Annotated in this window: 3 protein-coding genes; all 3 read left to right on the forward strand. The window is 73.4% G+C overall.

Annotated features, from left to right (window positions below):
* Window positions 1-2,598, forward strand: a 2,598-nt coding sequence (locus AC07FT_RS36170; protein ID WP_479180406.1) for an SDR family NAD(P)-dependent oxidoreductase, incomplete at its 5' end; no start/stop codon positions are given.
* On the forward strand, window positions 2,598-7,499 hold the full coding sequence (locus AC07FT_RS36175; protein WP_479180407.1) for a type I polyketide synthase: 4,902 nt from the start codon (window positions 2,598-2,600) through the stop codon (window positions 7,497-7,499). The genes AC07FT_RS36170 and AC07FT_RS36175, both read left to right, overlap by 1 nt.
* Before the next feature lie 62 nt (window positions 7,500-7,561).
* Window positions 7,562-10,014: type I polyketide synthase (locus tag AC07FT_RS36180; protein ID WP_479180408.1), on the forward strand; the 2,453-nt coding region annotated here is incomplete at its 3' end.

Here is a 10,014-nt window from a genome sequence, read left to right on the forward strand (position 1 = left end):
CCCGCTGTTCCGATCGTGTCGAACGTGACGGGCGCGGTGGCGGACGGTGAGGTGTGCTCGCCCGGGTACTGGGTGCGTCATGTGCGGCAGGCGGTGCGTTTCGGTGACGGTATGCGTGCGCTTGAGGCGCAGGGTGTGAGCCGGTTCGTGGAGCTGGGGCCGGTTGGTGTGTTGTCCGGGATGGGTCAGGAGTGTGTTCCGGAGGCGGCGTTCATCCCGCTGCTGCGCAAGGACCGGGGCGAGGTGGAGGCTCTGCACACCGCCATCGGTCAGTTGCACGCCCATGGTGGCACGGTGGACTGGGAGCGGGTCTTCGAATGCCGTGGCGCCCGCCGGGTCGATCTGCCCACCTACGCCTTCCAACGCCAGCGCTACTGGTTCGCGTCCCCGGCCACGCCCACGTCCGGCACCGACTCCGGCAACACGGCCTCGGTGGAGGCGCGCTTCTGGGACGCGGTGGAACGTGAGGACCTGGACGCCCTGACGACCACCTTGGAGATCGACGGGCAGGCACAGCTCAGCGATCTGCTGCCCGCCCTCTCCTCCTGGCGCCGTGGTCAGAGCGACCGCGCCACCATCGACTCCTGGCGCTACCGCATCACCTGGTCGCCGGTGGCCGACACACCGGACACGGCCCTCTCCGGCACCTGGTTCGTGGCCGTCCCCGGGGGGCCGGATGACAGCGCCGCGGTGACCGCCGTACTGCGGGCCATCGCCGCCCGCGGAGCGCAGGCCGTGCCCCTGAGGCTGTCCGCGACCGCCACACGTGCCACTGTCGCCGAGGGGCTGCGGACGACGCTGGCGGGCCACGGCACCCCGGCAGGTGTGCTGTCCCTGCTGGCCCTCGATGACGGCGCACACTCCGAACACGCCGCTCTCAGTACGGGACTTGCCCTCAACCTCGGGCTGGTCCAGGCGTTGGGCGACACCGGGGTGACCGCCCCGCTGTGGCTGGCCACCGCCGGTGCCGTATCGGTGGGCGGATCCGATCCCGTCACCCGCCCGGAGCAGGCCGCCACCTGGGGTATGGGCCGTGTGGCCGCCCTGGAACACCCGGGGCGCTGGGGCGGTCTGGTCGACCTCCGCACGGAGGTCGACGAGCGGACCGCGGACCGGCTGTGCACGGCCCTGGCGGGCATCCCCGGGGAGAGCGGTGCCGAGGACCAGCTCGCGGTGCGCGACGCGGGTGTGTTCGCACGGCGGCTCGTCCGTGCGCCCCTGCGCACCCGGGGTGGCGAGAGCTGGAAGCCGCACGGCACCGTGCTGATCACCGGGGGCACCGGAGGACTCGGCGCCCAGGTGGCCCGGCGGCTGGCCCTTACGGGCGCCGAACACCTGGTGCTCACCAGCCGCCGTGGCCAGGACGCGCCGGGCGCCGCCGAACTGCGCGATGAACTCGTCGCGCTGGGCGAGGGAGCCGTCCGCGTCACGCTCGCGGCGTGCGACGTACGCGACCGGGACCAGGTCGCCGCGCTGCTCCGTGAGATCACCGCCGGAGGCGACCCGGTGAGCGCGGTCTTCCACGCGGCCGGTGTGGTGGCGTTCTCCCAGCTCGACGACAGCACCGTGGCGGACTTCGCGGAGATGGCCGAGGGCAAGGTGCTGGGCGCGCGCCACTTGGACGAGCTGCTGGAGCAGGACCACCTCGAGGCGTTCGTGCTCTTCTCGTCGATCGCCGCGGCCTGGGGGAGCGGCGGACAGGGCGCCTACGCCGCCGCCAACGCCTGTCTGGACGCCCTCGCCGAACACCGCGCCGCCCGTGGTCTGCCCGCCACCTCCGTCGCCTGGGGTCCGTGGGCCGACCGGGGGATGATCGAGCAGGGTGAGGTGGCGGAGCATCTGAGCCGTCGCGGACTCCCCGCCATGGCACCGGAGCTGACCGTCGCCGCACTCGGCGAGGCCCTGCACACCGGTGAGACCTCACTCGTCCTCGCCGATGTGCGCTGGGACCGGTTCGTACCCGGTTTCACCGCGGCCAGGCGGCGTCCGCTGATCGGTGAGCTGCCCGAGGTGCGGACCGCACTCGCCGCCATCGCCGACACCGGTGCCACGGCACCGGAGGACCACGGACACGGCTTCGTCGAGAGCCTGGCGGGCCTGTCGGACGACGAGGTGGACCGGGCCCTGCGCGATCTGGTGCACCACCAGGCGGCGGCCGTGCTCGGCCACTCCTCCTGCGACGCGGTCGCCACCGGCCGAGCGTTCAAGGAGCTCGGTTTCGACTCGCTCACCGCCGTCGAACTGCGCAACCGGCTCAGCGCCGCCACCGGGCTCGACCTCCCCGCGGCCCTCGTCTTCGACTATCCGGCGCCCGCGTCGCTCGCTGCCCATCTGCGGGCCGAACTGCCGCTGCGCCGGACGCCGGAGGACGCCGAGGCGCTCCTCGACCAGCTGGACGCCTGGGAGTCCGCGCTGCCGGGGCTGGCGGCCGACGACGCGGTGCGCGAACGGGTCACGGCCCGGCTCCACACCCTCATGGCGGCGCTGGGCGGGCCACCAGCGGAGTCCACCGCGGACCCGTCCGCCGACACCACCCTCCTGTCCGCTACCGCCGACGAGGTCTTCGACTTCATCGACAACGAGTTCGGGGCTTCCTGATGGCGAACGAGAACGAAGAGAAACTCCTCACCTACCTCAAGCGGGTCTCCTCCGACCTCAAGCAGGCCCGCCACCGCCTCGACGAGATCGAGACCGCCGAACGGGAGCCGATCGCCGTCGTGTCGATGGGCTGCCGCTTCCCCGGCGGTGTCCGCTCCCCGGAGGACCTGTGGCGGCTGGTGGCCGACGGACGGGACGCCGTGGCCGAGTTCCCCGCCAACCGCGGCTGGGACGTCGGGGGGCTGTACGACCCGGACCCCGGCCGGTCCGGCACCTGCAATACCCGTGAAGGCGGTTTCGTCTACGACGCCGACCGGTTCGACCCCGCGTTCTTCGGCATCTCGCCGCGCGAGGCGCTGGCCATGGACCCCCAGCAGCGGCTGCTGCTCGAAGTGTCCTGGGAGGCCGTCGAGCGCGCGGGCATCGATCCGCTGTCGCTGAAGGGCGCCCGGGCCGGTGTCTATGTCGGTCTCGCCTCGTTCCAGTACGGCGGAGACCCGCAGTACGCGCCGCGCGGTGTGGAGGGGCATCTGCTCATCGGCAACGTCACCAGCGTCGCCTCCGGCCGGATCGCCTACACCCTCGGCCTCGAAGGGCCCGCGATCACCCTGGACACCGCGTGCTCGTCGTCGCTGGTGACGCTGCACCTCGCGGCCCAGGCGCTGCGGCGTGGTGAATGCGCGCTGGCCCTGGCGGGCGGTGCGGCCATCATGTCCACCCCCGGCGTCTTCGTGGAGTTCAGCCATCAGCGCGGACTCGCCGCCGACGGCCGGTGCAAGTCCTTCGCCGCGGGCGCCGACGGCACCGGCTGGGGCGAGGGCGTGGGCATGGTGCTGCTGGAGCGGCTGTCCGACGCACGGGCCAACGGCCACCCGGTGCTGGCGGTGCTGCGCTCCAGCGCCATCAACCAGGACGGTGCGAGCAACGGGCTCGCCGCGCCCAACGGCCCCGCACAGCGCCGGGTCATCGAGGCGGCGCTGTCCGGCGCCGGGCTGTCGGTGGACGACATCGACGCCGTCGAGGCCCATGGCACCGGCACCGCGCTGGGCGACCCGATCGAGGCGGGCGCGCTGCTGGCCACCTTCGGGAAGGGGCGCACGGCCGGGCATCCGCTGTGGCTGGGCTCGCTGAAGTCCAACATCGGGCACACCCAGGCCGCGGCCGGGGTGGGCGGGGTCATCAAGACGGTGATGGCACTGCGCCACGGTGTGCTGCCCAGGACCCTGCACGCCGACACCGCGACGTCCGCCGTGAACTGGTCCTCGGGCGCGGTCGAGCTGCTGACGGAGGCCCGGCCGTGGCCGGACCGGGGCCGTCCGCGCCGCGCCGGGGTGTCCGCCTTCGGGGTGAGCGGCACCAACGCGCATGTGATCCTCGAACAGGCCCCGGCCACCGGGGAGAACGAACCGGCCCACACCGAACCGGCCCACACCGGACCGGAACACGACGGGACCGCGCTCGGCGGGACCGAGGTGCCCTGGGTCCTCTCGGCGCGCGGTGAGGCGGCGCTGCGGGCGCAGGCCGAGCAGCTGAGGTCCCATGTGGCCGGGCGCCCGGAGCTGACCCCGGCCGCCGTCGGCCACGCGCTGGCGGCGGGTCGTTCGGCCTTCGAGTACCGCGCCACCGTGGTGGGCGGCGACCGCGAAACCCTGCTCGGTGGGCTGGAGGTGCTCGCCTCCGGCGGCGCGGCCGCGCACACCGTACGGGGCGAGGGCGCGGCGGCGGCCGAGGCGCGCCCGGTGTTCGTGTTCCCGGGGCAGGGGTCGCAGTGGGTCCGGATGGCGGTCGAACTCCTCGACTCCTCACCGGTGTTCGCACGGCGGATCGCCGAATGCGAGACGGCGTTGTCGTTGTTCGTGGAGTGGTCGCTGACCGATGTGCTGTGCGGTCACGGTCCGGGGCTGGAGCGGGTGGACATCGTCCAGCCCGCGCTGTGGGCGGTGATGGTCTCGCTCGCCGAGGTGTGGCGGAGCTGCGGGGTGGCACCGGCCGCGGTCATGGGCCATTCGCAGGGTGAGATCGCCGCGGCCGTGGTGGCCGGCGGGCTGTCGCTGGAGGACGGTGCCCGGGTGGTGGCGCTGCGCTCGCAGGCCATCGCGCGCGGACTCGCGGGCCACGGCGGGATGATGTCCGTCGCGCTGCCGGTGGAGTCCCTGCGCGAGCGCATCGCGGCGTGGGACGGGCGGATCTCGCTGGCCGCGGTCAACGGTCCGGGCGCGATGGTCGTGTCCGGGGAACCGGACGCCCTGCGCGAACTCCAGGCGGTGTGCGCGGCCGAGAACATCCGCGCCAAGCTGATCCCGGTGGACTACGCCTCGCACTCCGCGCAGGTGGAATCGATCCACGGTGAGCTGCTGGGCCTTCTCGCCCCCATCCGCCCGCGCACCTCGCGCGTCACCTTCCACTCCACCGTCACCGGCGAGACCATGGACACCGCCGGACTCGACGCCGCGTACTGGGCGCGCAACCTGCGCGAGACGGTACGGCTCGAGGCGGCCACCCGTGGACTGCTCACCAGCGGACACCGGCTGTTCGTCGAGGTCAGCCCGCACCCCGTGCTGGCTGCCGCCATCGAGTCCACCGTCGAGGATGCGGACGGCGCGGCGGCCGTCATCGGTACCCTGCGCCGGGACGAGGGCGGTCCGCGGCGGATGCTGCTCTCTCTCGCCCAGGCGTACGCGCACGGCGCGGAGGTGGACTGGCGGGGGCTGTTCGCGGGCCGTGACGCACCCCGGGTGGAGCTCCCCACCTATCCGTTCCAGCGCGACCGCTACTGGGTCGAGCCCCGGGACCGCGCCACCGCCGTGGTGGCGGGTCCGTCCGACGCCGACTTCTGGGCGGCCGTCGACAACGCGGACCTGGAGACCCTGACGGCGGAGCTGGGCGCCGGGGCGGACACCCCGCTCAGCGCCGTGGTCCCGCTGCTCTCCTCGTGGCGGGCCAGGCGGAACGACCAGGCGGAGCTGGACGGCTGGCGCTACCGCGTCGGCTGGCAGCCCCTCGACAGCGGACGGCACCCCGTCGTGTCCGGCACCTGGCTGGTGGCGGCCCCCGCCGACGGCACCGCGACCCCGGCCGTCGAGGCCATCACCGCCCACCTCGCCGAACGCGGCGCCACGGTCGTCCTCGTCGGTGTCGGGGTGGATGACGGCGACCGCGCCCGGCTGGCCACCCGGCTCACCGACGCCCTCGGCCGGACCCACGGCCTGACCGGGGTGCTGTCCCTGCTCGCCCTCGACGAGACCCCGCATCCGGTGTGGCCGGACGTGCCCACCGGCTGTGCCACCACCCTCGCCCTCGTCCAGGCCCTGGGCGACACCGCTGTCGACGCGCCCCTGTGGTGCGTCACCAGCGGCGCGGTCTCCACCGCGGGCGCCGATCGGCCGACCGCCCCGCGCCAGGCCCTGGTGTGGGGACTGGGCGGCGCGGTGGCCCTGGAACACCCGCAGCGCTGGGGCGGTCTGATCGACCTGCCCGGAACAGCCGACACCGGTGTGCTCATGGCCCTCACCGATGCCCTGACCCGCCAGGACGGAGAGAACCAGCTCGCGATCCGCCCGTCCGGAACCCTCGCCCGGCGGCTGCGGCGGGCCGGTGCCACGCCGCCCGGTGAGGACTGGCGCCCCCGCGGCACCGTCCTCGTCACCGGGGGCACCGGAGGTGTCGGTGGCCGTCTCGCCCGCACCCTCGTCCACGACGGCGCCCACCATGTGGTCCTGGCCGGCCGCCGTGGCCCCGACGCCCCCGGCGCGGCCGATCTGACCGCCGAACTCACCGGGCTCGGTGCCCGGGTGACCGTCGCCGCCTGCGATGTGGGCGACCGCGACGCCCTGGCCGGTCTGCTGCACACCCTGACCGACGACGCGGTGGAGCACCCGCTCACCGCCGTGGTGCACGCCGCGGGCATCCTGGACGACGCCACCGTGGACGCGCTCACCCCGGAGCAGCTCCAGCGGGTGCTGCGCCCCAAGGTGGCGGGCGCCCACCATCTGCACGAACTCACCCGGGACCTGGACCTCGACGCGTTCGTACTGCTCTCGTCGATCGCGGGCACCGTCGGTGCCGCGGGCCAGGGCAACTACGCGGCGGCCAATGCCTGTCTCGACGCGCTCGCCCAGTCGCGCCGCGCCGACGGGCTGCCCGCCACCTCCGTGGCCTGGAGCGCGCTGGCCGGGGGCGGCATGATCGACGGTGAGGTGGCGGACCAGCTCCGGCGCCGCGGGGTGACCCCGATGGACGGCGAACGGGCGGCCCGGATCCTGAGCCGGACCGTCGCACGGGGCGACGCCTTCCTGGTGGCGGCCGACATCGACTGGGAGCGCTTCGCCCCCGCACTGTCGACCACCCGTCCCCTGCCGCTGCTGGCCGACATCCCCGAGGCCGGCCGCTCCACCGCGGCGGAGCCGGGCGCACCGGAGCGGGAGGAGAGCGGTGGCGGCGGCGCGCTGCGCGGACGGCTCGCCGAACTGAGCCCCGCCGACCGCGACACCGCGCTGGCGGAGCTGGTGGCCGGACAGGCGGCGGCCGCGCTCGGTTACGCCGATGCCTCCGCCGTCGAGCCCGGACGGCCCTTCAAGGAGCTGGGATTCGACTCGCTCACCGCCGTCGACCTGCGCAACCGGCTCAACGCCGCCACCGGACTGCGGCTGCCGGTCACCCTCGTCTTCGACTACCCGACCACCGACGACCTCGCCGCGCTGCTGCGCGAGGAACTCCTGCCGTCGGACGGCGATCCCGTGGGCGGCGCGGACGACATCGCCTCACTCGCCGCACTGGACCGTGCCCGCTCCACCCTCGCCGCACTGGACATGGACGACATCGAGGCGGCCACCGACGACGAGATGTTCGACCTGCTCGACGGGATGTTCGAGCTGCTGGGACAGGACATCACGGCCTCATGACCCGCCGCCCGACCCCCACGGCCGCCACCGGCACTCCGGCCCTCTTGAGGAGCTGACGACAGATGGACAACGAGAAGAAACTGCGCGACTACCTCAAGCGGGCCACCGGCCACCTCCGCGCCGCCCACCGGCGGATCGAGGATCTCCAGACGCCCGAGCCCATTGCCATCGTCGCGATGAACTGCCGCTACGCGGGCGACATCCGGTCCCCCGAGGACCTGTGGGACGCCGTCGCCGAGGGCCGTGACGGTATCGGGGACTTCCCCGCCGACCGTGGCTGGGACCTCGCCAACCTCTTCGACCCCGATCCCGACACCGAGGGCCGCACCTACGCCCGCCAGGGCGGATTCCTCTACGACGTCGACCAGTTCGACCCCGCGTTCTTCGGGATATCGCCGCGTGAGGCTCTGACCATGGACCCGCAGCAGCGGCTGCTGCTCGAGGTCGTCTGGGAGACCCTCGAACGCGCCGGGATCGACCCCGGAACCCTGCGCGGCAGCGACACCGGCATCTTCATGGGCGCCACCGACTTCGACTACGCCCGAGGACTGACCCGGCTCCCCGAAGGACTCGAGGGCCAGATGTCCATGGGGGCCTCCGGCGCCATCCTCTCCGGCCGGGTCGCCTACACCCTGGGCCTGGAGGGCCCCGCCGTCACGGTCGACACCATGTGCTCGTCCTCCCTGGTGGCCCTGCACATGGCCTGCCAGTCGCTGCGCCAGGGCGACTGCGCGATGGCACTCACCGGCGGCACCACCGTGATGTCCACCCCCGGCGGCTTCATCGAGTTCAGCCGTCAGCGGGCGCTCTCCGCCTCCTCCCGCTGCCAGGCGTTCTCCTCCACGGCGGACGGCACCGCCTGGGGCGAGGGCGTCGGAGTGCTCCTGCTTGAGCGGTTGTCCGACGCGCGCCGCAACGGCCATGAGGTACTCGCCGTCGTCCGCGGCTCCGCCATCAACCAGGACGGCGCCAGCAACGGCCTGACCGCCCCCAACGGCCGGGCACAACAGCGGGTGATCCGCCAGGCCCTGGCCAACGCCACCCTGACCGGCGGTGATGTGGACGTGGTCGAGGCCCATGGAACGGGGACCTCGCTCGGTGACCCGATCGAGGCGGGGGCTCTGCTCGCCACCTACGGCCGTCGTCGCCCCTCGGGCCATCCGCTGTGGCTGGGCTCGCTGAAGTCCAACATCGGCCACACCGCGGCCGCCGCCGGAGTCGGCGGTGTCATCAAGATGGTGGAGGCCATCCGCCACGGCGTCCTGCCGAGGACCCTGCACATCGAGGAGCCGTCGCCCAACGTCGACTGGTCGTCCGGAGCCGTGGAACTGCTCACGGAGGCGCACCCGTGGCCGGAGACCGGACGCGTCCGGCGCGCCGGGGTGTCCGCCTTCGGCGCCAGCGGCACCAACGCCCACGCCATCATCGAACAGGCCCCACAGGAGCGGCGGTCGACGGCCGGGGAGGAGCCCTCCGTCACCCCGGTGGGCGGGGGAGCGGTGGCGTGGACGCTGTCGGCGAAGAGCGCGTCGGCGTTGCGGGGGCAGGCGGAGCGGCTGCTGTCACATCTGGCGGCCCGGCCTGAACTCTCCCCGGCCGATGTGGGGTTCTCGCTGGCCACCACCCGTGCCACCTTCGACCACCGCGCGGTCGTGGTCGGCCGGACCCCGGAGGACTTCCGCACCGGACTCACCGCACTCACCCGTGGCGAACCCGGTGACGCGGTGGTCCAGGGCACCGCGGGCCGTGTCGGCAAGCCGGTGTTCGTGTTTCCGGGGCAGGGGTCGCAGTGGGTGGGGATGGCGGTTGAACTGCTTGATGTGTCGCCGGTGTTCGCGGGGCGGATGGCGGAGTGTGAGTCGGCGTTGTCGGCGTTTGTGGGCTGGTCGCTGTCGGGGGTGTTGCGGGGTGAGGGTCCGGAGTTGGAGCGGGTTGATGTGGTGCAGCCGGCGTTGTGGGCGGTGATGGTGTCGTTGGCTGAGGTGTGGCGGGCGTGTGGTGTGGAGCCCGGTGCTGTGGTGGGTCATTCGCAGGGTGAGATCGCGGCGGCTGTGGTGGCGGGTGCGTTGTCGTTGGAGGATGGTGCCCGGGTGGTGGCGTTGCGGTCGCAGGCCATCGCACGCGGGCTGGCGGGCCGCGGCGGCATGATGTCCGTGGCGGAGACCGCCGAGAGGGTCCGTGAGCGGATCGCGGCGTGGGACGGCCGGATCTCCCTGGCCGCGGTCAACGGTCCCGGCTCCGTGGTGGTGTCCGGTGAGCCGGAGGCGTTGCGCGAACTCCAGGCGGCCTGTGAGTCCGAGGACATCCGGGCCAAGTTGGTGCCGGTGGACTACGCGTCCCACTCGTCGCAGGTCGAGGAGCTCCGCGAGGAACTGCTCGGCCTCCTGGCCCCCATCCGCCCCCGCACCTCGTCCCTCTCCTTCCATTCCACGGTGACGGGTGGGGCGGTGGACACGGTGGGTCTGGATGCGGGGTATTGGTACACGAATCTGCGGGAGACGGTGGAGCTGGAGTC

The sequence above is a fragment of the Streptomyces sp. NPDC045899 genome, assembly GCF_056431485.1.

Bases quoted from the DNA above. Each gene is read 5' to 3' on its own strand.
- AC07FT_RS36175 (WP_479180407.1), top strand. From the start codon at position 2,598: ATGGCGAACGAGAACGAAGAGAAACTCCTCACCTACCTCAAGCGGGTC.